Origin of the sequence: Caballeronia telluris, from assembly GCF_001544495.1 — a bacterium.
GTDB classification, from domain to species: Bacteria; Pseudomonadota; Gammaproteobacteria; order Burkholderiales; family Burkholderiaceae; genus Caballeronia; species Caballeronia telluris.
In genome coordinates this window covers 281,610-303,628 of the sequence record NZ_FCNZ02000002.1, presented here as the reverse complement: position 1 = coordinate 303,628, position 22,019 = coordinate 281,610, and the positions used below count along the sequence as shown (strand labels likewise).

General features: G+C 64.9%; 26 protein-coding genes. 14 read left to right on the top strand and 12 right to left on the bottom strand.

Annotated features, from left to right (window positions below):
• Positions 1-13: 13 nt before the first annotated feature.
• Both AWB66_RS04355 and AWB66_RS04350 read right to left on the bottom strand, forming a co-directional pair.
• On the bottom strand, positions 14-277 hold the full coding sequence (locus tag AWB66_RS04355) for a double-stranded DNA-specific endonuclease (protein WP_087629038.1): 264 nt from the start codon (positions 275-277) through the stop codon (positions 14-16).
• Between the two features lie 129 nt (positions 278-406).
• Positions 407-2,092, bottom strand: coding sequence for a sensor domain-containing diguanylate cyclase (locus tag AWB66_RS04350; RefSeq protein ID WP_087629037.1), 1,686 nt, complete (start codon positions 2,090-2,092; stop codon positions 407-409).
• A gap of 637 nt (positions 2,093-2,729) precedes the next feature.
• Between AWB66_RS04350 and AWB66_RS04345 the strand changes: the two genes are divergently transcribed.
• Together AWB66_RS04345 and AWB66_RS04340 are read left to right on the top strand one after the other, a co-directional pair.
• Positions 2,730-4,481 carry an ABC transporter permease gene (locus AWB66_RS04345; RefSeq protein WP_087629036.1) on the top strand — a complete coding sequence of 584 codons (1,752 nt, stop codon included), beginning with the start codon at positions 2,730-2,732 and terminating at the stop codon, positions 4,479-4,481.
• A 30-nt stretch (positions 4,482-4,511) separates the two neighbouring features.
• Positions 4,512-5,855 carry an ABC transporter ATP-binding protein gene (locus AWB66_RS04340; RefSeq protein ID WP_087629114.1) on the top strand — a complete coding sequence of 448 codons (1,344 nt, stop codon included), beginning with the start codon at positions 4,512-4,514 and terminating at the stop codon, positions 5,853-5,855.
• A gap of 65 nt (positions 5,856-5,920) precedes the next feature.
• Here AWB66_RS04340 and AWB66_RS04335 read toward each other — a convergent pair whose 3' ends face one another.
• From AWB66_RS04335 to AWB66_RS04325, 3 genes are all read right to left on the bottom strand, one after another.
• Complete coding sequence (locus AWB66_RS04335) at positions 5,921-6,430, bottom strand: hypothetical protein (RefSeq protein ID WP_087629035.1); 510 nt, start codon at positions 6,428-6,430, stop codon at positions 5,921-5,923.
• A complete protein-coding gene (locus AWB66_RS04330; protein WP_087629034.1) occupies positions 6,427-6,981 on the bottom strand; it encodes a hypothetical protein in 555 nt (184 codons plus the stop codon). The genes AWB66_RS04335 and AWB66_RS04330 overlap by 4 nt, the downstream gene beginning before the upstream one ends.
• Positions 6,982-7,243: 262 nt before the next feature.
• Positions 7,244-8,311, bottom strand: coding sequence for a sigma-54 interaction domain-containing protein (locus AWB66_RS04325; RefSeq protein WP_087629033.1), 1,068 nt, complete (start codon positions 8,309-8,311; stop codon positions 7,244-7,246).
• Between the two features lie 586 nt (positions 8,312-8,897).
• Here AWB66_RS04325 and AWB66_RS04320 point away from each other — a divergent pair.
• The 3 genes from AWB66_RS04320 to AWB66_RS04310 all read left to right on the top strand — a co-directional run bounded on the left by AWB66_RS04320 (position 8,898) and on the right by AWB66_RS04310 (position 9,923).
• Positions 8,898-9,242, top strand: coding sequence for a hypothetical protein (locus tag AWB66_RS04320; protein ID WP_087629032.1), 345 nt, complete (start codon positions 8,898-8,900; stop codon positions 9,240-9,242).
• 48 nt (positions 9,243-9,290) lie between these two features.
• The gene (locus tag AWB66_RS04315; RefSeq protein WP_087629031.1) at positions 9,291-9,608 is read left to right on the top strand and encodes an ElaB/YgaM/YqjD family protein; all 318 of its coding nucleotides are present in this window, start codon (positions 9,291-9,293) and stop codon (positions 9,606-9,608) included.
• A gap of 75 nt (positions 9,609-9,683) precedes the next feature.
• Positions 9,684-9,923, top strand: coding sequence for a hypothetical protein (locus AWB66_RS04310; RefSeq protein ID WP_087629030.1), 240 nt, complete (start codon positions 9,684-9,686; stop codon positions 9,921-9,923).
• Between the two features lie 55 nt (positions 9,924-9,978).
• Here AWB66_RS04310 and AWB66_RS32795 read toward each other — a convergent pair whose 3' ends face one another.
• On the bottom strand, positions 9,979-10,239 hold the full coding sequence (locus tag AWB66_RS32795; RefSeq protein ID WP_125469657.1) for a hypothetical protein: 261 nt from the start codon (positions 10,237-10,239) through the stop codon (positions 9,979-9,981).
• Here AWB66_RS32795 and AWB66_RS04305 point away from each other — a divergent pair.
• The 6 genes from AWB66_RS04305 to AWB66_RS04280 all read left to right on the top strand — a co-directional run bounded on the left by AWB66_RS04305 (position 10,231) and on the right by AWB66_RS04280 (position 15,760).
• Entirely contained in the window at positions 10,231-11,634 is a 1,404-nt protein-coding gene (locus AWB66_RS04305; RefSeq protein WP_087629029.1) for a sigma-54-dependent transcriptional regulator, read from the top strand. The genes AWB66_RS32795 and AWB66_RS04305 overlap by 9 nt on opposite strands.
• A gap of 253 nt (positions 11,635-11,887) precedes the next feature.
• Complete coding sequence (locus tag AWB66_RS04300; protein WP_087629028.1) at positions 11,888-12,094, top strand: hypothetical protein; 207 nt, start codon at positions 11,888-11,890, stop codon at positions 12,092-12,094.
• Positions 12,095-12,346: 252 nt separating this feature from the next.
• Complete coding sequence (locus tag AWB66_RS04295; protein ID WP_087629027.1) at positions 12,347-12,583, top strand: hypothetical protein; 237 nt, start codon at positions 12,347-12,349, stop codon at positions 12,581-12,583.
• A 190-nt stretch (positions 12,584-12,773) separates the two neighbouring features.
• A complete protein-coding gene (otsA, locus tag AWB66_RS04290) occupies positions 12,774-14,255 on the top strand; it encodes an alpha,alpha-trehalose-phosphate synthase (UDP-forming) (RefSeq protein WP_235020981.1) in 1,482 nt (493 codons plus the stop codon).
• 122 nt (positions 14,256-14,377) lie between these two features.
• Positions 14,378-14,728 (top strand): chemotaxis protein, encoded by a 351-nt coding sequence (locus AWB66_RS04285; protein WP_087629026.1) that lies wholly within the window; start codon positions 14,378-14,380, stop codon positions 14,726-14,728.
• 120 nt (positions 14,729-14,848) lie between these two features.
• Positions 14,849-15,760: a YihY/virulence factor BrkB family protein gene (locus AWB66_RS04280; protein WP_087629025.1), complete on the top strand. Its 912-nt coding sequence runs from the start codon at positions 14,849-14,851 to the stop codon at positions 15,758-15,760.
• A gap of 60 nt (positions 15,761-15,820) precedes the next feature.
• On the opposite strand, the gene AWB66_RS04275 is transcribed toward AWB66_RS04280, so the two are convergent.
• Positions 15,821-17,308, bottom strand: a complete 1,488-nt coding sequence (locus AWB66_RS04275) for an RNA polymerase factor sigma-54 (protein ID WP_087629024.1) — start codon at positions 17,306-17,308, stop codon at positions 15,821-15,823.
• 490 nt (positions 17,309-17,798) lie between these two features.
• On the opposite strand from AWB66_RS04275, the gene AWB66_RS04270 reads away from it, so the two are divergent.
• Both AWB66_RS04270 and AWB66_RS04265 read left to right on the top strand, forming a co-directional pair.
• Positions 17,799-18,134 (top strand): BON domain-containing protein, encoded by a 336-nt coding sequence (locus tag AWB66_RS04270; protein WP_087629023.1) that lies wholly within the window; start codon positions 17,799-17,801, stop codon positions 18,132-18,134.
• A 176-nt stretch (positions 18,135-18,310) separates the two neighbouring features.
• Complete coding sequence (locus AWB66_RS04265; RefSeq protein ID WP_087629113.1) at positions 18,311-18,586, top strand: hypothetical protein; 276 nt, start codon at positions 18,311-18,313, stop codon at positions 18,584-18,586.
• A 185-nt stretch (positions 18,587-18,771) separates the two neighbouring features.
• Here AWB66_RS04265 and AWB66_RS04260 read toward each other — a convergent pair whose 3' ends face one another.
• A complete protein-coding gene (locus tag AWB66_RS04260) occupies positions 18,772-19,224 on the bottom strand; it encodes a PA2169 family four-helix-bundle protein (protein WP_062634643.1) in 453 nt (150 codons plus the stop codon).
• 228 nt (positions 19,225-19,452) lie between these two features.
• On the opposite strand from AWB66_RS04260, the gene AWB66_RS04255 reads away from it, so the two are divergent.
• A complete protein-coding gene (locus AWB66_RS04255; RefSeq protein ID WP_087629022.1) occupies positions 19,453-19,722 on the top strand; it encodes a hypothetical protein in 270 nt (89 codons plus the stop codon).
• Positions 19,723-19,767: 45 nt separating this feature from the next.
• Here the strand turns inward: AWB66_RS04255 and AWB66_RS04250 are convergent, their stop codons facing one another.
• The 4 genes from AWB66_RS04250 to AWB66_RS04235 form a co-directional block, all read right to left on the bottom strand.
• Positions 19,768-20,352, bottom strand: a complete 585-nt coding sequence (locus AWB66_RS04250) for a hypothetical protein (RefSeq protein WP_087629021.1) — start codon at positions 20,350-20,352, stop codon at positions 19,768-19,770.
• A gap of 43 nt (positions 20,353-20,395) precedes the next feature.
• Positions 20,396-20,683: a DUF1488 family protein gene (locus tag AWB66_RS04245; protein WP_087629020.1), complete on the bottom strand. Its 288-nt coding sequence runs from the start codon at positions 20,681-20,683 to the stop codon at positions 20,396-20,398.
• 47 nt (positions 20,684-20,730) lie between these two features.
• Entirely contained in the window at positions 20,731-21,264 is a 534-nt protein-coding gene (locus AWB66_RS04240) for a DUF4142 domain-containing protein (protein WP_087629112.1), read from the bottom strand.
• A gap of 89 nt (positions 21,265-21,353) precedes the next feature.
• Positions 21,354-21,908, bottom strand: coding sequence for a type 1 glutamine amidotransferase domain-containing protein (locus AWB66_RS04235; protein ID WP_087629019.1), 555 nt, complete (start codon positions 21,906-21,908; stop codon positions 21,354-21,356).
• Between the last annotated feature and the right edge of the window lie 111 nt (positions 21,909-22,019).

Here is a 22,019-nt window from a genome sequence, read left to right as displayed (position 1 = left end):
ACGCGCCGCACGCTCAGTCGAAGAGCGTTTCCAGCGCGGAGGCGGCTTCGCTGTCGACCGTGTTGTAGGTGACGGTGGACGCCTCGAAGATGTAATGCGTCGTGTACTTGCCGACCCGCGCGAGAATCTCTTCCTGAATGACTTCCGGCGCGACGTCGATCTTCAGGAACCAGGCGGTCGAGGAAAGCCGGGTCTGGAACGAGCCATACTCGGCGAGCAGGTGGTCGAATGCTTCAGCGTCCTGATCGCGGCAGACGATGACCAGATTTCCCTTCATGCAAAACCTCCGGAGGACAGCGGCGTCGGATATCGAACGTCGATGATACCTGCTGCGCGTCGAGCGCGTCGGAGGCGTCGGAGGCGGATTTCGGGCGCGATGAAGGGTTCTTTTCCGCCTGCGCGGCGCTCATTTGCCGGTGAGCGAGTTTTCCGGCCGACGCGCGGGCGGCATGGAATCGGCCGGGCGGACTTCGCTGCGGTCGCGGCCGCGCGACTTGGCTTCGTAGAGCGCGAGGTCCGCGCGGCTCAGGATCCATTCGGTGGCGTCGCCCTCGGCCAGTTCCGTGATGCCGATGCTCACCGAAAGCGCGGCTTCGTCGGGCAGATGCGCGCAATGCTCGTGGTGAAAGCGCTTTCTCAGGCGTTCGAGCACGGCCTGCGCGTCCGCGAGCGATGTCTGCGGCAGCAGCAGCCCGAATTCCTCGCCGCCCAGCCGCCCGATCGCATCGCTCGGACGAAGCTGCGCGCGGCACACTTCCACGAAATGTTCGAGCGCCCGGTCGCCGGAAGCGTGTCCGAAGCGGTCGTTGATCTGCTTGAAGTAGTCGAGATCGGCAATCGCCACCGACAGCGGCGTGCCCGCTGCACGCGCCAGCTCCACTTCGTGACGCAGCGTGTCGAGGAAATAGCGGCGGGAGAGGGCGCCCGTGAGCGCGTCGTGGCGCGCTTCCGCGGAAAGCAGCGTATTGGCGGCCTGCAACTGCTCGGCCAGATCGCGCGTCGCGCGGTGCAGGCGCCGCTCGCGCGAGTACGACGTCGCGATCACGATCGCGAGCGCGACGATCCCGAGCATCGTCAGGAACACGAGGATGCGGTCGCGGCTGTGATTGCGCGTGAGTTCCGGCCAGCTCGTGAGTGGATGCACGATATGCGCCGAGAGCCCTGAGTTCAGGCCCGTGCGTTCGTCGTAGAGGGCGGGCGTCGAACTGCCGTTCGCGGAATAGAACGAATTCGCAACCGCGCTCGGCAGCCACTTCTCGGTCGCGCGGATCTGCTCGCCGACGCGCGCGACATGCAGTTGTGGAAACGCTTCACGGCGATAGTGATCGACGCGTTCCTCGACCGTCATCTTCGTGACGGGCGCATCGGGCAGCGCTTCGTATTCGAGCCGGCCGTCGTGCGCCATCACGACGACGCCGTTCTCGTCCGTGACGAACGTACCCGCGCGCGACACCCAGTGCCGCAGCCGGTCGATGCTCACCTTCGCGATCAGCGCGCCGACCAGAAAGCCGTCGGCGTAGACGGGCGCCGCGATGAAGATGCCCGGCTCGCCCGACAGCCGTCCGACGCCGTACATCTCGACGAAGCCGCCGAGCAGCGCGCGCGCCACATAGCCGCGCTCGCTCATGTCGAAGCCGATGAAGCTGTTGTCGTCGGTGGCGTTGCTCGACGCGACGCACAGCCCCTGATCGTTGACGAGCCAGACCGAATCCAGCCCGGAAAAGCCCTGCGCGTCGTGCAGGAAGTTGTTGACCTTGGCGAGTTCGGGGCGCCCCATCCAGGCGGCGCGGCGCTCCGATTCCGTCGCGGGAGGCTTCGAGGCATAATGCCGCGACTCGACGAGCGCGTGCTGCATCAGGTCCATCTGGGCGAGCGTGGCGGGAATTGCGCGCGACATCGCGAGGTCGCTTGCGATGATCTGCGCCATGTTGTCGACGATCGATGCCGCCATCTGGCGCTCCGCGCGCACCGTGGCGGACATTTCTTGTTGTACCATTCGGTCCGACAGCGCGCCGGCCGCGACCCAGCACGCGCATGCGAGCAACGCGAGGGCGAGCGTCGCGGTCACACGGTGCAAGGTTGTCTTGTTCATCGATCCTCTAGTCGCGAAGGGCGCATCGGCCGGACAATTCTTCTTTTAGCAGACAAGCCACGATTGGACGATGTTTTTGTCCGCCTATCAAGCGTCTTGTCGGTCCGGGCGGAAGGAGAACGGCAAAAAAGCCCGGTTTACCGCTGCCGCAAGCCCGTTTCGACGATTCCGGCGCGCCGCGTGCCGACCGCTCGTGCGCGCAGGTCCGCTTGCGAACGAACGCACGCTGGAAGCGCAGGGACACGTTCCTCGCCGGGGGTTCGTCTTGTTCCGGCACGGGCCTCATTTTTGCCTTGCATGTGCCGATGAGCAACAGTCGCCGTGCCCGGGCGCCGCGGTTGTGCCTGTCACGAAGGTTGGTGTAGTGTCGATCGGTTTGAAACCAGCAAGACGCGCCGCCGGCTTTTCGGAATGGGACGCGACTAGTTTGCGGCACGAATAGCGCAAAAAGCGCAGAAGGGCGCAGAAGGGCGCGGAAGAGCGCGAAGGGCGCAAAGGGGCGAGACCCGCACTTGTCACTGCCGCGTTTCGCGCGAAGCGGCTTTTCATGGACGGGGCGGCAGGCGCCGCCCGAGCACTTGAGCAACATCCCGCGCCGCGCGCGGGCAGCAATACAAGCCTCACGGGGAGGGCCCTGATGGATTTTGGTTTCAATCTGAATCGCATGGCGAACGCGTCGGCGTGGCGGCTCCTGCCCAATCGCTGGGACTTCGTCGCGTTCCCGATGATCATCTGCATTATCGCGCTCGCGGCGGTCGGATTCCACGAGACGATGGCGCCGATCTCGACCCTGCAGAGTCAGGCGATTTCGCTCGATCCGTCGAACCTGCCGGAATATGCGCTGCGCACCACGCTGCGCATGCTGGCGGCGATGGTCGCCTCGCTCGTGTTCACGCTCGTCTACGGCACGCTCGCGGCGAAGAGCCGGCGCGCGTCGCTCGTGCTCGTGCCGGTGCTCGACATCCTCCAGTCGGTGCCGGTGCTCGGCTACATTTCGTTTACCGTCACCTTCTTCCTCGCACTGTTTCCGGGACGCGTGATCGGCGCCGAGTGCGCCGCGATCTTCGCGATCTTCACGAGCCAGGCGTGGAACATGACGTTCAGCTTCTATCAGTCGCTGCGCACGGTGCCGCGCGACCTCGACGAAGTCTCGCGCGGCTTTCATCTCACCAACTGGCAGCGCTTCTGGAAGCTCGAAGTGCCGTTCTCGATGCCGGGCCTCATCTGGAACATGATGATGTCGATGTCGGGCGGCTGGTTTTTCGTGGTCGCCTCCGAGGCGATCACGGTCGGCAATCGCACCATCGTGCTGCCGGGCATCGGCGCGTATCTCGCGACGGCCATCGGCGAGCGCAATCTGGGCGCAATCGGCTGGGTGATCCTGACGATGACCGTCGTGATCCTCGCCTACGACCAGCTGATGTTCCGGCCGCTTGTCGCGTGGGCCGACAAGTTCCGCATGGAGACGACAAGTTCGGGCAACGCGCCGGCGTCGTGGCTGCTCGACCTGATCCGCCGCACGCGGCTGATTCACCGGCTGCTCGTGCCGGCCGGCTGGCTGTTGGCGAAAGCCGCGCGCGTGCCGCTCAAGCTGCCTTCGCTTCAGGGCGTGCGTTTGTCGTTGCCAAAGGCCGCGTCCTCGACGCGCGCCGGCGACATCGCGTGGGCCGCGGTCGTGCTGCTGGTGACGGCGATCGCCGTGTGGAAGGTGACGGCCTTCGTGATGACGGGTGTCACGTGGCATGAAGTCGGGCGCGTGTTCGTGCTCGGGCTGATCACGCTGTTGCGCGTGGTCGTGCTGATCGCCATCGCTTCGGTGATCTGGGTGCCCGTGGGCGTGCTGATCGGGCTGCGTCCCGCGCTCGCGGAGAAGATCCAGCCGGTCGCGCAGTTCCTTGCGGCCTTTCCGGCGAATCTGCTGTTTCCGGTGTTCGTCGTCGTGATCGTGAAGTTCGGCCTGAACCCGGACATCTGGCTCTCGCCGCTGATCGTGCTCGGAACGCAGTGGTATATCCTCTTCAACGTGATCGCGGGGGCGACGTCCTATCCGAACGACTATCGGGAGGCCGCGGCCAACTTCCAGATCAAGGGCTGGCAGTGGTGGCGCCAGGCGATGCTGCCGGGCATCTTCCCGTACTACGTCACCGGCGCGATCACGGCGTCGGGCGGCGCGTGGAATGCGAGCATCGTCGCCGAAGCGGTTTCGTGGGGGCAGACGAAGCTCGTCGCGCATGGTCTCGGCGCCTATATCGCCGAGACGACCGCCGCCGGCGACTACCCGAAGATCATTCTCGGCATCGCCGTGATGTCGCTTTTTGTCACGCTGTTCAACCGACTGCTGTGGCGCCCGATGTACGCGTACGCCGAAGCGAAGCTCCGGCTGGATTGAGGACGAGTTCCGATGCAGAACGTGAAGAACATGCAAACGCCCGCACAGCACAACACCGCGACGTCCACGGCCGCGCCGGCGGGGCCGCGCCTCGGCAGCGAAATCCTGCGCGTCGACAACGTGAGCCGCGGCTTCAACAAGACGCAAGGCGAACTGCTCGTCCTCGAAGACGCGAACTTGTCGCTGCGCGAAGGCGAGATCGTCGGCCTGCTTGGGCGCTCGGGGTCGGGCAAGTCCACCTTGCTGCGGATCATCGCCGGGCTGATCGAACCGACGGCGGGCGAAGTCACCTACCTGAACGAGCCGTTGCGCGGGCCGGCGAAAGGCGTCGCGATGGTGTTCCAGACCTTCGCGCTGTTCCCGTGGCTTACCGTGTTGCAGAACGTGGAAGCGGGACTCGAAGCGCAAGGCGTGGGCGCGCGCGAGCGGCGCGAGCGCGCGCTCGCCGCGATCGACCTGATCGGCCTCGACGGCTTCGAGAACGCGTATCCGCGCGAGCTGTCGGGCGGCATGCGCCAGCGCGTGGGATTCGCGCGCGCGCTCGTCGTCGATCCCACTTTGCTCTTGATGGACGAGCCGTTTTCCGCGCTCGACGTGCTGACCGCCGAGAACCTGCGTACCGATCTGCTCGATTTGTGGACGCAAGGGCGCATGCCGATCAAGTCGGTGCTGATCGTCACGCACAACATCGAGGAGGCCGTGTTCATGTGCGACCGGATTCTCGTGCTGTCGTCGAATCCGGGGCGCGTGATGGCCGAGATCAAGGTGCCGTTCAAGCATCCGCGCAACCGGCTCGACCCGGCGTTCCGCCGGCTCGTCGACGACATCTACGCCAAGATGACCGCCCGCAAGCTCGGCGAGGCGACGAAGAAGGGGCTCGAACTCGGAAGCTGGCTGCCGAACGTGTCGACGAACCTGATGGCGGGTCTGATCGAAACGCTCGCCGCCGACCCGTACCACGGCCGCGCCGACATGCCGGAGATCGCGCGTTCGCTGCATCTGGAAGTGGACGACCTGTTTCCGGTTGCCGAAGTGCTGCAGCATCTCGGTTTCGCGGACGTGCGCGAGGGCGACATCTTCCTCACGCCGCCCGCGCGCGTGTTCGCGGAGTTCGGCACGCAGGAGCGCAAGATGATGTTCGCGGAGCATCTCTTGCGGCACATTCCGCTTGCCGCGCGAATCCGCAAGGTGCTGAACGAACGCCCGGGGCATCGCGCGCCGCGCGTGCGCTTCGAGCAGGAACTGGAGGACTTTCTCTCCGACAAGGCCGCCGAGGAGACGCTCGACGCGGTCATCACGTGGGGTCGCTATGGCGAGATTTTTTCGTATAACGACCAGACGGAGATGTTGAGTCTGGAAGACGTGGAGTCGTGATTCGCGGCTTCGTCGATCAAAAAGGCAGTTCATGTGAACTGCCTTTTTCTATGGGCGAACCGAATCTACTGCAAATTCCCCCACCGCTCCACGGCCGGTTCCGCCGACGCCCACTTCCAGCCGCCCGGGTCCTTGCAGGTCGTCGCGAGGAACCAGCTTTGCGGCGCACCGGCCTCGTCGCCATCGACCACTGAAAACGCGAACTCGCGGCACGTCGCGAGCGCGCTGTTGAACTCGCGCAGCACGCGCACGTCGCCGTGGCCGTTTTCGACCGGCAGCGTGTGCTTCATGTGCCACGGCCGCGTCTCGCCGATCGTCAGACCGCCCGCCGTCACCGCGATCGCTTCCTGCTGATCCTTGTGCAGCGACTTCATCACGCGCTTCACGGCTTCGTCGGTCGCGGCCTGCACGACAATGCCGACGCCGATGCCGACCGCCGGATTGCTCGTCACCACGCCAGTTGCAAGACCCGCCGCCGCTCCGCTCGCCGCGCCGATCGACGACGACGCGCAGCCGCTCACGAACGCGCAACTCGCGGCGGCGGCCGCGAATGCCAGGACGAGGCGCCCGGTCATTGCAGGGCGCCCCAGCGCGGCGTCGCGGGTTCAGCCGACGCCCACTTCCACTTGTTGCCGTCGCGGCAGACCGAGGCGACGTAGAAAGCGGTGTCGGCGGCACGGTTCTCGGTGGCGTCGCGATCGACGGAGAACACGATTTCCTTGCAGTCGAGCGTGCCGCTGCTGATCGTGCGGCTCACGGTGACGCGGCCTTTCTCGTCTTCCTCGATCGGCACCGAATGCACCGCCTTCCACGGCGCGACGGCGCCGACCGCGAGCGGCCCGGCCACGTTCGCGATGCTGTCCTGGGTATGGGTGTGAACGACGCGCTGCGAGTACTGCACGCCCGCGCGGGCCGCGGCGACGGCGCCCAGCCCGATACCGGTCGCGACCGCTGCGTTGTTGGTGATCGACCCTGCGATCGCGGCGCCCGCGATACCGGCCCCGGCGGTGGCGCCTTCGCTATAGAGCGAGTTGCAGCCTGTGAGTCCGGAGCACGCGATGGCGCCCGTGAGGATCGCGGCCAGCGCGACGGCGCTCGAACGGCGCCGTTGAACCGATGTCTGCATCTTGCTTTTTCCTTCGTCTGCCTGTCTTTATTCTTTCGATGTGGCGGCGCATCTGCCCCGGTCCCTCCGATAAAGCTCGGAACCCTAAGCAATCCGTTTGCCGGGGCATTTTGAAGCAAGCGATGAATAGCGCAAAAAGGAAAATTGCAAGAAATTGCAAATGGAGAAAGCGGCGTGCGCGGCTTCGCGCCAGTGCGTATGAAGAAAAACGGCCAGCGAGCGCTGGCCGTGGCATGTCGTCACACCGGGCGCGATGTGCCGGTCAGCTCTCGGTCGATGGCCCTTGCGTATCCGAATCGCCGCCTTCGTTCTCGTACGCGCCGAGCCGGTTGTACAGCGTCTTAAGGCTCACGCCGAGCGCCTTCGCCGCGCGTCGCTTGTCGCCGCCGCAGTGCTTGAGCGTGCCGAGGATGATCTGCTTCTGCGCATCGGCGAGCGGCGTGCCGACCCACACGTTCATCGCGTCGCCCTGGGTGACGGGCTTCTTCACGCGCGACGCAAGATGCGGATGCGCGATCTCGACCGTCTTCTCCGCGAGAATGAACGCGCGATACACGGTGTTCTTCAGCTCGCGCACGTTGCCCGGCCACGAGTACGTGCGCAGCATGTCGAGCGCGCGCTTGCTGAACGCCTTGTTCGTGCCTTCCTGCGCATTCATCTCCGAGAGGAAATGCTGCGCGAGAAATTCGCGATCCGACTCGCGTTCGCGCAAGGGCGGCGCGCGTAGCGGAAATACCGCGAGACGATACATCAGGTCTTCGCGCAAGCCGTTTTCCTTGACGGCGGCGACGGGATCGCGATTGGTCGCGGCGATCACGCGTACATCGGAATGAATCAGGTCGTTGCCGCCGACGCGAAAGAACGTGCCCGTCTCCAGCGCGCGCAGGAGCTTCACTTGCCGCACGGGCGACATCTCGGTGACTTCGTCGAGGAAGAGCGTGCCGCCGTTCGCATGCTCGAAATAGCCGATACGCCCCTGCACCGCGCCCGTAAAGCTGCCTTTCTCGTGGCCGAAGAGTTCGGCTTCGATCAGGTTGTCCGGAATCGCGCCGCAGTTCACGGCGATGAACGGGGCGTCGCGCCGCCCGCTGTGATCGTGGATCGTGCGCGCGATCAGTTCCTTGCCGGTGCCGGATTCGCCGATGATGAGCGCGGTGGCGTCGGTTGCGGCCACGCGTTCGATCTGCGAATACAACTCCAGCATCACCGGGGACGAGCCGTACAAAAGTCCATAAGACTTCAGGCCCGGCACTTCTCCCGCGCTGCGTTTTTTGTGCGTCGGCGTATCGCCCGGGGCGACGGCCGGCGGGTCCAGTTCGGTTGACGCCATGTGTCTTGTGTCCTGCAAATGTTGGTCGGGCTCTTGACGACGCACGATGGCCGGCATGGCAAGAGAAGCGTGCCGGCTGGCGTCCAAAGCGCTCTCGCGGAGCGTGGCAGATGGGGTCGTCGGAGACCTTCGCGGCGAGCCGGGGCCGCACTCTCCATCAGCCGGACGGCCGATGGACTGCGTGCTCAACCATGATTCCCCGTTGATTCCGCCTGCCGGCTGCATCCGCGGTTTTCGCGGTCCGGTGCCCGATGCCCGCGTTTTTCCATGCGGGCTGCATGCGGCAGCCATGGACGCGAAGGGCGCGCGACTTATCTCAATATCGCTATTTAACCATTCGCAGCGTCGTTGCGGCAATGAGCATCGGTCCACCCCTCTCAAAATTAGACAAACGAGACCCATACCGGAAGCTTCGCCGCAGGCGGCCGGAAGTTACACGGCGACGGCGTAATTGTTACCCATGCCGATCAGCGAACGATCGTCAGGAGGGCGCCCGAGCTCCGGAAAAGGCCCGAGTGGAAAGCTGGCACGAATGCTGCGGAGGATGGCTACCTGCAATCGAAGACGCCGTTTCCGGCAAATCGCCATGGAAGATTCCCTGAATTTCGACATTTCCGCACCCGCCCGCGAACGTGCGCCCAAGCGCGCCCGCACGGGCCGCGCGGGCCGGCCGAGCACGGCGAAAGTCGACCGGCCGGAACTCCAGACCGGCGAGCCGATCGACATCTATCACTGGGCGGCCGTCGCGCTCGTGACGTCGCTGATGTGCGCGGTGCTCGCGTACGCGGCCGGGACGCCGACGCTTTCGCGCGCGTCGAACGTGACGAGCATCGTGTTCGGTGCGATGGGAAGCGTGCTCCTCCTCGCCGGGATCGTGCGCGGATTGCGTTCGCGCCTGGGCGGCGCAGCGGTGGCCGAACAGCCGCAGTGAGCCAGCCGGCAAACCACGTCAACATCAACTACAGCGAGGGCCCCCGACATGAACCAGACGACTGTCCAGCTTGCCTTGGGCAAGCAAAAGATCATCGAAGACATCAAGGTGCTGCTGAACGACTCGGAAGAGTTGCTGCGCCTCTCGGCGTCGCTGCCGAGCGAGGGCGTCGAGGCGCTGCGCGCGCGTCTGCGCGACCACGTCGACACGGCGCGCGGCGCGCTGGAAGACGCGCAGGCGAATGCGCAATCGCGCTACCGCGCGGGCGTCGACTGCACGGAAAAATACGTCCGCGACAATCCGTGGCAATCGCTTGGTATTGCGGCCGGCATCGGATTTTTCTTTGGTATTCTGATTTCGCGCTGATTTCAGTTCCGCTCGACGCGGCTCGCAATACCGGATTTCTTTGATGCAGATTTCAAGCGATAAGGGAGAAACATAATGGCTCGACCAAAAATCGGAATCTTCAGTGCGCTCTTTGCCGTCGGGAGTGTGCTCGCGTGGAAATGGGTGCAGTCGCAGGACAGCGCAAAAAAGCGTGCGACACGCGACCTGAATCGCTGGGAAGACGAAGGCGGCAAGGTCGTGACGCCGTCCAGCGCGGCGCCGCTGGCCGGGCACACCAACGGCAGCGGCGTGATCGGCGGAACGCCTGAAGCGTGGCATTTCCCGCGCAGCTAATCCGCGCAATTCCCTTTTATGTCGGCTCAGGCGCACGTCCTCATGGGCGTGCGCTTTATCTTGATAAAGCCTTATAATCAAAGAACGTTCCGCCATTGGTTCGTTGTATGGCAATTTTTGCCAATTCAATGCGCATCGCCATTTGGTCGTGCGAACGATCGGCAAGTTTTTCATTTTCAGCGGGTTTCGGCGGGTAGTTTAAGGACGCCGATCCGCGCTCGGCCTGGCCGTCGCGACGACTGCCCAGAGAAGCCCGCGCCGCCCAAAGCGGTGCGTGACCTGACAACGCTTTAAACACTCCAGACGCATGCCACATGTATTGATTGTCGATGACGATCCCAGTACCCGCGAGGCACTAGCCGCGATCATCGGCGAAGACGGACTGACGACTGCCACGGCCGGCGACCTGCGCGAGGCGCGCATCCAGCTCGTGCGGCAGACGCCCGATGTCGTTTTCACCGACCTGAAGCTGCCGGACGGCTCCGGTGTCGACCTCTTCGAAGACCTCGATCCGCGTTCCGGCGTCGAGGTCATCGTGATCACCGGCCACGCGACGGTCGAATCGGCGGTGAGCGCGCTCAAGATGGGCGCGACCGATTACCTCGTCAAGCCGATCAACATGCAGCGCGTGAAGGCGATCCTGTCGCGCCTGCCGCGCCCCGGCGACCTGAAGGCGGAAATCGGCACGTTGCGCGGCGAACTGCGCCGCATGGGGCGTTTCGGCCTCATGCTCGGCAATTCGCCCGCGATGCAGACCGTCTACGACCAGGTCGGCCGCGTCGCGCCGACGGCCGCTTCCGTGCTGCTGATCGGCGAATCGGGTACGGGCAAGGAAGTCGCCGCGCAGACGCTGCATGAGCTGAGCTTGCGCCGCAAGCATTCGTTCATCGCGGTGAACTGCGGCGCGATTTCGCCGAACCTGATCGAATCCGAAATGTTCGGGCACGAGCGCGGGTCGTTCACCGGCGCGGATCGCCAGCACAAGGGCTATTTCGAGCGCGCGAACGGCGGCACGCTGTTCCTCGACGAAATCACCGAAATGCCGATCGAGCTTCAGGTGAAACTCCTGCGCGTGCTGGAAACCGGCATGTTCATGCGCGTCGGCACGACGAAGGAACTCGAAACCGACGTGCGCCTGATCGCCGCGACCAACCGTGATCCGGAGCAGGCGGTGCTCGAAGGCAAGTTGCGCCTCGACCTGTATCACCGGCTGAACGTGTTCCCGATCAACCTGCCACCGTTGCGCGAGCGCGGCAAGGACGTCGAATTGCTCGCGCAGGCGTTCCTCGACGAACTCAATTCGCGCTACAACACGAAGAAGACCTTTCCTTCGGCCGTACGCGAAATGCTGGCGTCGTACCCGTGGCCGGGCAACGTGCGCGAACTGAAGAACTACGTGCAGCGCGCGTACATCATGTCGGGCGCCGAATCGGACAGCACGGCCACGGTGCCGCTGCAGATTTCGCTCTCGAAGCCTTCGGCCGGAACCGCGGTGACGATCGCGTTCGGCACGTCGCTCGCGGAAGCCGACCGCCAGCTCATCCTCGCGACGCTCGAACAGTGCGGCGGCGTGAAGACGCGCGCGGCCGAGATCCTCGGCATCAGTCTGAAGACGCTCTATAACCGGCTCGTCGAGTACGGTGAGGACGCGAACAAGGCTGCGGTCGGCGAGGCGAGCGAACTCGGCGATGCAGGTTCGGGAAGCGCCTAGCGCGCTCAATCGGCAGACCAAAACCGCCCGCAGAACCGACGCCCGCGCATGCAGATGCGCGGGCGTTTTCTTTGGCAGTCCGGCGTTTCACCGCCGATAATGAGATGAGGACGCGACGTCGGCTGCGGTGCTTTCGGCAGCGCGGATGTTGAAGGGCATGCCCCTTGCTGTTGCAGTAGTCAGGCTCGCTCGATGGGCCATGATGCCCTCGACGCAACGAGTCCGACCATCACTACAACAACCAGGAGCCGCCATGTCCGATCCCGCTTTCGATCGCACGATTCACGCGCAGACGCCGCAGGTGCCCGACCCGCCCGTGACGCCGCCCGACGAGCCGACTCCGCCGCCGCAGGTCCCGCCCGATACGAATCCGGACCCGACGCGCGAGCCGCCGACGCCGCCGGTACAACCGATAGGCGATCCGCCGCCCGGACCGAACGAGGCGCCGCACGTTCGCTAAACATGGCGGCATCGCATTGAACGACGCGATAAACAGCGCGCGATAAACACGACGCATCGCCTGATATAACGGAAAAAAAGGGCGCATTCCCCTAAAAAGTGCAAGTGTTGAAGAAATTTCCAAGGATGCTGTAGGCATTACAACGAAAGACGTAACAATGACCGGCACGCGCGAGCGGCGCCGGTCGTTTTTTCGCCAGAACACGGGTCGCCGCCGACCCTTCCTACGACGGCCTTCGCCCTGGAGGCACCCATGAGGCACCCCGCACTCCGACGCTCCGCACGTCATTCGTCCAAGCGTGAAGCCCGCGCCGACGCCACCAAGGAAACGCCCGCGCCCGCGCCATCCACCGACGCGCCGCCGCACGATCCGGCCGGTCAGAACCGCCCCGCGCCTGACGCGCCGCCCGATGGCGAGCACAATCAGGGCGGCGTGCGCCGCGAAGGAATCGACTATCAGCGCGACCTCGGCTCGGAGCAGGACGCCTGATCGGGCGACCGTGTCCACGGCCGGACCGATGCAAATTTTTCTCCGCGACGCGGAATCGTCGCGTGTTTTCGTTCGTCGGTAACATCCAAATACAAATTTTATTTCGCCCATCTTAAAAATCGGCATGGGTTTTGCATACCTTCTTTCGCCAATTAGAGCATGCAACGACAACTGATGAGGTGACGCTGTAATGAGCAGATTGATCGTGGTATCGAATCGCGTCGCGCCGATCCAGGAAGGCAAGCCCGCCGCCGGCGGCTTGGCGATCGGAGTTCTGGACGCGCTCAAGGAGACAGGCGGCGTCTGGTTCGGGTGGAGCGGAGAAATCGTCGGCGAGGCGTCGGCGCCCGTGATCGAAAAGCGCGGCAACGTGACCTACGCGACGGTCGGGCTGACGCGCCGCGACTACGACCAGTACTACCGCGGCTTTTCCAACGCCACGCTGTGGCCGACGTTCCACTATCGCAACGACCTCTCGCGCTTCGACCGCGAGGAATATGCCGGGTACGCGCGCGTGAACGCGAGCCTCGCCGCAAAGCTCAAGGCGCTCATCGAGCCCGACGACATCATCTGGGTGCACGACTATCACCTGCTGCCGTTCGCGCAGGAATGCCGTGCGCTCGGCATCGCGAACCCGATCGGATTCTTCCTGCACATTCCGTTTCCCGTGCCCGAAGTGATGCGCACGGTGCCGCCGCACGAGGAACTGATCCAGGCGATGTGCAGCTACGACATCGTCGGGTTCCAGACGCAGGCCGATCAGCAGTCGTTCGTCGACTATATCGAGCGCGGCAAGTTCGGCCATGCGACCGACGACGGCATGGTGCAGGCCTTCGGCCGCATGCTGAAAGTGGGCGCGTATCCGATCGGCATATATCCGGACGCGATCGCCAAGGCCGCCGAGCAGTTCTCGAATCGGAAGCCCGTCAAGAGCCTGCGCGACGCCTTGCGCGGCCGCAAGCTCATCATGAGCGTCGACCGGCTCGATTATTCGAAAGGGCTCGCCGAGCGCTTTCAGGCGTTCGAGCGTCTCTTGCTGAACGCGCCCGGCTGGCATGGCCGCGTGTCGCTCGTGCAGATCGCCCCGCCGACGCGCTCCGACGTGCAGACCTACCAGCGTATCCGCCAGAACCTGGAAGGCGAGGCGGGGCGCATCAACGGCCGCTTCGCGCAGCTCGACTGGACGCCGATCCAGTATCTCAACCGCAAATACGACCGCAATCTGCTGATGGCGCTCTTCCGGCTGTCGCAGGTGGGCTACGTGACGCCGCTGCGCGACGGCATGAATCTGGTCGCGAAGGAATACGTGGCGTCGCAGGACCCGGCCGATCCGGGCGCGCTCGTGCTGTCGCAATTCGCGGGCGCCGCGGACCAGTTACCGGGCGCGCTGGTCGTCAATCCGTTCGACCTCTCGCAGATGTCCGAGGCGCTGGAGCGGGCGCTGTCGATGCCGCTCGCCGAGCGACAGGCGCGTCACGCCGACATGATGGCGCCGTTGCGCGAGAACAATCTCTCCGTGTGGCGCGACTCGTTCCTGAGCGATCTGAGGAGCGTCGCGACGGCCGCGTCGATGACGCAAAAGACCGTGAAGCAGGTCGCCGGCGTCAAACCCGAGTCGAAGTCCGGCGCGAACTCCGGCGTGAAAGCGCGTCCGGCGAAGGTTTCCGGCTGACTGTCGGCCTTCGTTGCAAAAAGCCCCGCGCCCGGCGATCCGGCGCGGGGCTTTTTCGTTCTTGAGGCGACCCGTGCGGCACGCCCCTTGCGATCCAGATGTCGGACGATCAACGGAGGTCAATGATGAGCGGAAGCACACTGAACCCGCCCGACGAGGGCGGCGTGGAAATCGGCAAGGGACACGGCACCGGTGCGCTCGGACCGAGCGATTCTTCCGACAGCGGCTCGGACGTGCAGGGCGAGAAGCGCTATCCGGGCGACATCGAAGACGAACTCGACGCGCACGCGCTCGGCCAGTCGCAGGCGGAGCTGGCAAGCGATACCGACCGCTACGGCACGGGCGAGGCGGCATCGGCGGATGGCGACAACAACCTCGAAACCGACGCCGACATCCTGCCCGACGAAGTGAAGGACGAAACGCGCGGCATCGGCGACGAAACCGCCGATCCGGAGGACGACGAGAACGTCTGATTCCGGGCGCGCGCGGAGCCGGGCGGCGTCGTTCCTCGCGGATCGACGCCGCTTTTTATTGAAGTGGCGTTAGGATCGGCGTTTCGAGTAAAGCCGCGCACATCGCGCCGACGCCCACGCATGAACGACGACACATCGCCGAAATCCTCACCCGTCGCAGTGGGCAGCACGTCGAAATGGCGGGGCTGGCTTGCGTGGGCCGTCGATCCGATCGTGCACTGGTCGCAGGACCACTGCCTGATGTTCTCGGCGTCGATCTCGTTCTTCGCCGCGTTTTCGCTCGCGCCGACGCTCGTCATCGTGATCGCGGTCGCGAGCATCTTCTTCGGCGCCGACGCCGTCCAGGGGCGCCTCTTCGACGAAATCAGCGGCGTCGTCGGCGCGGACGCGGCGCGCGCGCTCGAAGCGATCGTCGCGAACGCGTGGCACGCCGACATCGCCCGCAGCACGGCGCTGCTCTCGGGCGCGGGCGTGCTCGTCGGCGCATCGGCGACGTTTTCATCGCTGCACAGCGCGCTCAACGTCATCTGGCCGACGCCCGCCGTCAGCACGCGGGACAGCATCGTCGGGCTGCTGCGCGTGCGGGTGATGTCGTTCGGGCTCGTGGTCGGCGCCGGGCTGATGGTCGTCGCGCTGCTCGTGCTCGATGCGTCCGTCGAACTGGTCGGGCATCTCGTCTTCGGCGACGGCAGTCCGTTTCTCGTGCTCGCCGGCGCGACGCAGCGCGCCATTTCGCTCGCGATGCTGACACTCGCGTTCACGGTGCTGCTCAAGTTCCTGCCGACCGCGCGCATGAAGTGGCGCGACGCGCTCTTGGGGGCGGTCGCGGCGGCGCTGATGTTCGAAGGCGGCAAGCGGCTTTTTGCGTTCTACCTGAGCCACGCGGGGACGGCGAACATGTTCGGCGCGGCCGGATCGCTCGCGGTCATCCTGATGTGGCTGTATTACTCGGCGGCGGTGTTCCTGCTCGGCGCCGAACTGTCGGCGACGGCAGCGAGAAAGCGCACGCATCGCGAGGCGGGCTGGCGATAAAAATATGCCTTCGAGTGCGACCTCGAAGGCATATTCAGCATCACGCGATGAAGCGAACGATCACGCCTGCCGGCGCAACTCCGCGGGCGGCACCTTCATCAGATGCCGGTACTTCGCGACGGTCCGTCGCGCGACGATCACGCCCTGATCCGCGAGCATCTTCGCGAGGCTCACATCCGAGAGCGGATCGGCCGCGTTTTCCTTCGCGATCATTTCCTTCAGGAGCGCGCGCACGGCCGCGGCCGAGCACGTGCCGCCGCTCTCGGTGCTGAGTTCGCGCGGGAAGAAGTGCTTGAACTCGAAGATGCCGCGCGGCGTCGCCATGTACTTGTTGCCCGTCGCGCGCGAGATCGTCGATTCGTGCAGTTCCAGCTCGTCGGCGACATCGCGCAGCACGAGCGGCTTCAGCGCGATCTCGCCGTAATCGAAGAACGCCTTCTGATGCGACACGATGCATTCCGCGACGCGCTGAATCGTCGTGAAACGTTGCTGCGCATTGCGAATCAGCCAGCGCGCTTCCTGCAACTGCTGCGCGAGTGGCGAACGGCTCGCGCCCGCCGACTGCGCGAAGAGTTCCGCGTACATCCGGTGGATGCGCGCGCGCGGCAGCACCGCCGGATTGATCGTCACGACCCAGCTTTTCTTCACCTGACGCACGATCACGTCCGGGACCACGTAGTTGTCCTCGGCCTGGCCGTAGTTCTCGCCCGGCTTGGGATCGAGCTTGCGCACGAGCGCGCAGGCGATGCGCAGTTCGTCCGCGCTGCAGCCGATCTTCTTCTGCAGTTCGGCCTGCTCGCGCCGTGCAAGGCGCTCCAGGTGATGATTGACGATTTCGAGCGCGACCGAGCGCCCCGGCGTGTCGGACGGCATCGCTTCGAGTTGCAGCGACAGGCATTCCGACAGGTTGCGCGCACCGACGCCCGGCTTGTCGAGCGACTGGACGAGCTTGAGCGCGATCGTCAGCTCGTCTTCGGTGAGTTCGGGCTCGATATCGACGAGCGCCGCGAGTTCCGACAGGTCTTGCCGCAGATAGCCGTCGTCGTCGAGCGCTTCGATGATCAACTGGGCCGTCGCGCGATCGCGGTCGTTCAGCGGGTAAAGGCGCAGCGAATCGTGCAGCGTGTCGTGCAGAGACGGCTCGATGCGGACCCAGTCGGCCGGATCGGAGCCTTCGCCGTCGCCGCTCGTGCGCGACGCCGTCGTGCGGCCGAACGGGTCGGAAGAGAACTCGCTGCCCGCATCGTCGTGGGACGAGGAATCGCTGCTGTCGACCGAATCGGCTGCATTGTCGGCGGCCAGCGGCGCTTCGGCCGTTTCGCTCGACGCGGCGGGCGTCGTTTCGCTCATCGAACTGCCGTTGTCGTTGCTAAGAGCGTTGTCCTCGGTCTGCGACTCGTCGTATTCGAGGAACGGGTTGGTGTCGAGGGCATTGCGCAGTTCCTGCTGAAACTCGAGCGACGAAAGCTGCAGCAGGCGAACCGACTGTTGAAGACGCGGTGTGAGCGCAAGGCTTTGCTTGGTGCGAAGTTCTAGGGAAGGCGGCATTGCGTGGTAGTCCTCGTTTGTTCTTGAACAGAATCGGCTTTCGTGACGCCCTATTAAGCAACGGTCGTGCCATGTTGTGTCAAAGCCGTATGGCGCCGGGCTTTTGCGGTGCGTGCACGCGGATTGCGCGGGGCTTCGAGGGTCGCTTCCACGCAGTTTTTACACAGCGTCCGACAAAACCGCAGCGCATGGGCGAGTCGTCCGGGCAGGTACCCACATGTTGAAAAATGCACGGGGCGAAACTATCTCGGCTACCTGCAAAACCGCGTCGCGACAGGGAGTCGAGCGCTTTGCCCGCGGCCGCGCGCGGCGCGTTTCATGGGGCCCGGCACGCAAGTTGCGGTAGTCGTTGCACGATCGCGTCGCTACGGGGCGTGACGTACACGAAGTAACGACAGGCAGTGCCAATGAAACGGTCCCCCGCGCGCTCAAGCGGTAAGGCAGTCAGGGCGAGACCGTACTTTTAAAACTGAAAAGAAGGAGAGTTTCCATGAAAACGACCCAATTCCTGAAGGCAGCCGGCGGTATCGCAGCAGTTGTGTTTGCTCTCAACGCAACCGCTCAGACGACGGCAGCATCGGACTCGACGGGCACGTCCGTCGGCCAGAAGGTCGACGACAGCGCCGTCACCACCAAGGTCAAGGCTGAACTGCTCGGCGCGAAGAACGTCAAGTCGACGCATGTTCACGTCAAGACGGTGAAGGGCGTCGTTTCGCTGACGGGCACCGTGCCGTCGGCTGAGGACCGGACGGCGGCGGAAGACGTGGTCTCGAAGGTCTCGGGCGTGACCCACGTGAAGAACCATCTCAAGATCGCAGCCGAATAAGCGGGAAGGCCGCGGCGCCGGTTCCGGCCGGTGCCGCGGCTCGACGATGCAAGCGCCTTAAGCAGCAACGATGCACAACGATGTACGATCTCGAAGCACGTTGAACAGGGACGTCACTCATCGCGGTTCGCCACGGCATGTCGCCGATGCAACGGCCGCAATACAAGGAGATTCCGATGAAGAACACGAAGAAGTTTGCCTTGATCGGTGCGCTCGCGATGGCTTGCGCGGCGCCGGCGTTCGCGCAGAATGCGGGCGGCGCGGCGGGCGGCGGTCAGTCGAACGGCACGTCGGCGGGCGCCGATTCGATGAACATGGCATCGGGCGCGATGACGAAGCCATCGAAGGGCACGACGCTGCATCAGCAAAACAAGGCGCATAAGCTGAAGGGCGCGTCGGCTGCTGCGGCGGCATCGTCGCTCGGCACGAACGACAAGGGCCAGCCGCAGTAAGCTGCGCGAGTCTCCGACGGAACACCAAGCCCGGCCGCGCAAGCGGCCGGGCTTTTTTGCGTCATGCGCCCGCAGCCGATAAAAAGCCGCCGCTCGCGTCAGCGAGCGGCGGCCCTGAGAAACAATCAGCCGGACTACCGAGCGACCGTCGATGACGGCCGCTCAAGCCCATCTTCACCGGCGCATTACGACTTCGCAGCGGCGTACTGATCGCGCAGATCGCGGATGCGATCATGATTCTGGATGACGCCCTGATACTGGCGCTCCACGACTGCGCGCACGTCGGCCGGGAGATCCTTGTCGAGCGCATCGCGATAGTTCTTCTTCGCGACGTCCTCGCCGCGCTCGCATTCGGCGAGAATCGCGTGATCGTCGCGGCCCGTCACCGCCGACTTCACGTCGACCCAGCCGCGATGCAGCGCGCCTGCGACCGTGCCGCCGGTTTCGGGCTTGCCGCCCAGGCGCTGCACGACGTCCTGCAGTTCGCGCGCGCCACGCTGGCAGTCCTCCGCGCGATTCTGGAACAGGAGCTTCAGGCTCGGGTCACGCGTGTCTTCGGCTGCCTTGAGAAAGCCCTTTTCACCGTCCTTCGACGTTTCTACGAGATCATTGAGTACCGATACGATATTCGTGCTCATGTAATACCTCCTTGTTGATCGAAGTTTCCCGCAGTGAAATCCCCGTGCGGGATGCGGTCCCTTGGGCTAACGCATGCAGCGTGCCTGGTGCGGGGTTGTGCCGCCGACATCGCTTGCGCGCGATGCGTGCCGCGCGGCACGTCGCTTGCTTTTACCGTCGTTCGACGAAACATCCAACAGCGCGCGGCATCGACCGCGACGCGCATAACGACGACTTGGGAGAATCACATGAGCATCAACTATCGCGAGCTGCTCGTCTTCGTGGCGATCGTCACGGCGGCGCTCGTCATGCAGGTCCGACAACATACGATGGACGTGCGAGATTCGCCCGGCGAAGCGCAATCCACACGACCGGTCGAGCGCGAGACCTGCGATTCCGCCGACGAGCGCCACTCGACGCGCCTGCTGCGCGCAACCTGCGCCATGCCGCGTGAGGAACAGCCGGTCGACGAGCTGAGCACGATGCCCCGCGCGCGGCGCGATCCGCTTTTCGTCTAGCACCGCCGCACAAAAAACAAGGCCGCCCTCGGGCGGCCTTCGTCTTCATGCGCGTCGCTGCGCATACTCGCCGACAGGATGCGGCGGCTGCAACGGATCGAAGTCGCTCCAGCGGCCCTGCTTCCAGCGACCCGACGCGCGTTCGATGTCCATGCCGCCGGCCTCGCGCAGGATCGACGCCGCGTCGTCCTGCGACTCCGGCGACACATGCACGGCAACCAGCACGCCCGCGTGCCGCGCGTTTTCCTCGTTGGCCGTGGAGGTCGTCGACCCCGGCTTCGACTTGCGCGTATGGGACATCGCGCCCGCGAGCGAGCCGATATACGCGCCGACGCCCGCCGCCACCGCCGACACGAGCAACGGCGCCTTGAAGACCGCGAACACCGCCGCGCCGATGACCGCCCCGATCACCGCGCCGATCGTCACGCCGCGACCGGCGCCCTTCGGCGCGGCCTGTGCGCCCGCATCGGTGCCGACGTCGCCGCCGATCGGATGCCGGGCGTGCTGCCCGCTCGGATTGACGAAAAAGAGCGTGACGTCTTCCTCGACGAAGCCGCGAGCGAAAAGCCGTTGCGCGGCGGACTCGGCGGCCGGAAATGTCTGGAAACGGCCCGCGATGATGAGCGACATGGTGCCTCCGTTTTCGAGTGGGTCAGGTAGGAAAGCGGTGCGCCTACTTCGGCTCCATGCCGGCGACGCGAAAGAGGCCGCTGCGCAGCACGACCGGCTGTCCGCCGTTCTCGTCGAGCGCTTCGGCGCAGACTGCGCGGATGCGCGGCCGGCCCTGTTCGTAGGCGGGCATCAGGTCCTCCTCGCGCGCGGAGGCCGCGGCGAAATGGTCCTCCAGCGCCTCGGCGGAAATCGAGCAGACGACCGACTGGCCGTCGACGAGTGCGGTGAAGTTGATCACCAGGTCGACGCCGTCGAAAACGGGCGGATCTTCCGCGAAGGTGATGTGCATGGTCGAGTCCTCATAGGCCGGACGATGGGGAAAAGCGGGAAGGGCGCTCATGCGCGGGCCTTCGCGAGCTGCTGCGCCATCTGGTAGTGGTGCTCGATGATCGGCAGCGCCTTGGCCGCGGCGCCTTTCAATTGCGCGTCGTTGCCGTTTTCGCTTTCCTGCTTGAAGAGCTCGACGGCCTTCTGATGGCCGCCGACCGCCACCTTTTCAATATATGCCTTGTCGAAGTCGGCGCCTTGAAGATTTTGCAGGCTGCCGACCACCGACGAATCCGCGCTCGCCGGCGCGGTGATGCCGTGGCGCTTCGCGACGACGTCGAGATTGCGCGCGAGTTTGGTGTGGTCCGCGATCATGCGCTCGGCGAAGCGCTTGACCTGCGCATCGCTCGATTTCGAGAGCGCGAGCTTGCTCGCGGCGATTTCGGTGGCGCCGGCCGTGCCGGCGTCCTGCACGAACTGCTGATCGGTCGCCGACAGTTTCTCCGATGCCGCGCTTGCCGGTGCATTCTGCGCAGGGGCGAGCGGCACGAAGCCGGCGGCGAGGGCGAGCGCCGCGACGCTCTTTTTCACCCAGATGCGCATCGACGGCTGCGCCGTGGAAGGTGTTTCACGTCGGCGGTTGAAAGCGAAATGGTTCGGCATGCATCCTCCTGTTCCTGCGGTTCTCGCGCTCACGCGGCCTGTTTCCCCTTCGCGAGCGCGTCGATCAGCGCCTTGTTGAAGGCGGGCAGGTCGTCGGGCTTGCGGCTCGTGATCAGATTGCCGTCGATCTGCACTTCCTGGTCGACCCAGGTTCCGCCCGCATTGCGGATGTCGTCCTGCAGGCTCGGCCAGCTCGTCATCGTGCGGCCCGAGACGATGCCCGCCGAGATCGGCAGCCAGCCGCCGTGGCAGATCACCGCAATCGGCTTTTTCGCCTGATTGATGGCTTTGACGAAGCCCTGCGCCTGCGCGTCGAGACGGATCGCATCGCCGTTCACGACGCCGCCCGGCAGCACGAGCGCGTCGTAATCCGACGCCTTGACCTGATCGAACGTGGCATCGACCGCGACGCTGTCGCCTTTGTCGACGTGCTTGAATCCCTGGATCTGTCCCGGCTTTTGCGAGATCACGTGGACCTCGACGCCGGCTTCCTTCAGCGCGCGCTGCGGCTCGACGAGTTCGGCCTGTTCGAAGCCGTCGACCGCCAGAATCGCGACCTTGCAATCATTGAGTGAAGTAGCCATGAAAACACTCTCCTTATTGCTGGATAAGCCTGTGGGATGGGTTCCGGGTGTGCGGAACCCTCGACTCGACGGCAGCAAGGGGTGTGCCCAGCGGAGCGGGCAGTCGGCGCG

Coding starts and splice junctions, on each gene's coding strand:
- AWB66_RS04355 (WP_087629038.1), bottom strand. CDS start 277: ATGAAGGGAAATCTGGTCATCGTCTGCCGCGATCAGGACGCTGAAGCA.
- AWB66_RS04350 (WP_087629037.1), bottom strand. CDS start 2,092: ATGAACAAGACAACCTTGCACCGTGTGACCGCGACGCTCGCCCTCGCG.
- AWB66_RS04345 (WP_087629036.1), top strand. CDS start 2,730: ATGGATTTTGGTTTCAATCTGAATCGCATGGCGAACGCGTCGGCGTGG.
- AWB66_RS04340 (WP_087629114.1), top strand. CDS start 4,512: ATGCAAACGCCCGCACAGCACAACACCGCGACGTCCACGGCCGCGCCG.
- AWB66_RS04335 (WP_087629035.1), bottom strand. CDS start 6,430: ATGACCGGGCGCCTCGTCCTGGCATTCGCGGCCGCCGCCGCGAGTTGC.
- AWB66_RS04330 (WP_087629034.1), bottom strand. CDS start 6,981: ATGCAGACATCGGTTCAACGGCGCCGTTCGAGCGCCGTCGCGCTGGCC.
- AWB66_RS04325 (WP_087629033.1), bottom strand. CDS start 8,311: ATGGCGTCAACCGAACTGGACCCGCCGGCCGTCGCCCCGGGCGATACG.
- AWB66_RS04320 (WP_087629032.1), top strand. CDS start 8,898: ATGGAAGATTCCCTGAATTTCGACATTTCCGCACCCGCCCGCGAACGT.
- AWB66_RS04315 (WP_087629031.1), top strand. CDS start 9,291: ATGAACCAGACGACTGTCCAGCTTGCCTTGGGCAAGCAAAAGATCATC.
- AWB66_RS04310 (WP_087629030.1), top strand. CDS start 9,684: ATGGCTCGACCAAAAATCGGAATCTTCAGTGCGCTCTTTGCCGTCGGG.
- AWB66_RS04305 (WP_087629029.1), top strand. CDS start 10,231: ATGCCACATGTATTGATTGTCGATGACGATCCCAGTACCCGCGAGGCA.
- AWB66_RS32795 (WP_125469657.1), bottom strand. CDS start 10,239: ATGTGGCATGCGTCTGGAGTGTTTAAAGCGTTGTCAGGTCACGCACCG.
- AWB66_RS04300 (WP_087629028.1), top strand. CDS start 11,888: ATGTCCGATCCCGCTTTCGATCGCACGATTCACGCGCAGACGCCGCAG.
- AWB66_RS04295 (WP_087629027.1), top strand. CDS start 12,347: ATGAGGCACCCCGCACTCCGACGCTCCGCACGTCATTCGTCCAAGCGT.
- otsA (WP_235020981.1), top strand. CDS start 12,774: ATGAGCAGATTGATCGTGGTATCGAATCGCGTCGCGCCGATCCAGGAA.
- AWB66_RS04285 (WP_087629026.1), top strand. CDS start 14,378: ATGATGAGCGGAAGCACACTGAACCCGCCCGACGAGGGCGGCGTGGAA.
- AWB66_RS04280 (WP_087629025.1), top strand. CDS start 14,849: ATGAACGACGACACATCGCCGAAATCCTCACCCGTCGCAGTGGGCAGC.
- AWB66_RS04275 (WP_087629024.1), bottom strand. CDS start 17,308: ATGCCGCCTTCCCTAGAACTTCGCACCAAGCAAAGCCTTGCGCTCACA.
- AWB66_RS04270 (WP_087629023.1), top strand. CDS start 17,799: ATGAAAACGACCCAATTCCTGAAGGCAGCCGGCGGTATCGCAGCAGTT.
- AWB66_RS04265 (WP_087629113.1), top strand. CDS start 18,311: ATGAAGAACACGAAGAAGTTTGCCTTGATCGGTGCGCTCGCGATGGCT.
- AWB66_RS04260 (WP_062634643.1), bottom strand. CDS start 19,224: ATGAGCACGAATATCGTATCGGTACTCAATGATCTCGTAGAAACGTCG.
- AWB66_RS04255 (WP_087629022.1), top strand. CDS start 19,453: ATGAGCATCAACTATCGCGAGCTGCTCGTCTTCGTGGCGATCGTCACG.
- AWB66_RS04250 (WP_087629021.1), bottom strand. CDS start 20,352: ATGTCGCTCATCATCGCGGGCCGTTTCCAGACATTTCCGGCCGCCGAG.
- AWB66_RS04245 (WP_087629020.1), bottom strand. CDS start 20,683: ATGCACATCACCTTCGCGGAAGATCCGCCCGTTTTCGACGGCGTCGAC.
- AWB66_RS04240 (WP_087629112.1), bottom strand. CDS start 21,264: ATGCGCATCTGGGTGAAAAAGAGCGTCGCGGCGCTCGCCCTCGCCGCC.
- AWB66_RS04235 (WP_087629019.1), bottom strand. CDS start 21,908: ATGGCTACTTCACTCAATGATTGCAAGGTCGCGATTCTGGCGGTCGAC.